We start from the raw sequence: 236 nt of genomic DNA, 5'->3' as shown, positions 1-236 counted from the left end.
CCGCTGCGAACGGTGCCCGTGCCCTGCCCGTTCAAGCTGTTTGCGCGTGCTTGCCCAACCTTTTGGGGCCATCGTCGCCGAAGTTGACGCCATCGTTGTTTTAGCCGAGTTGGCCTGCAAAAGCTGCGAACGTGCGGGTATTTTTAACGCTTCGCAAAACTTCGGGAACATCTGCCTGTCATCCGGGTCGGTTGAAACGAGGGGTGTCTGCAACGTGCGTCAGCGTAGCGAAAAAA

General features: G+C 57.2%; 1 protein-coding gene. It reads left to right on the top strand.

Translation table 11 applies throughout. The features are described 5' to 3' along the window. Nucleotides 1–40: 40 nt before the first annotated feature. Nucleotides 41–236 (top strand): hypothetical protein (locus LJE08_RS14490; RefSeq protein WP_227403648.1); only part of this gene is annotated, 196 nt, incomplete at its 3' end.

This window comes from Holdemanella sp. DFI.5.55 (assembly GCF_020593575.1).
GTDB classification, from domain to species: domain Bacteria; phylum Bacillota_I; class Bacilli_A; order Erysipelotrichales; family Erysipelotrichaceae; genus Holdemanella; species Holdemanella hominis.
This window is presented reverse-complemented; position numbering and strand designations above follow the sequence as displayed.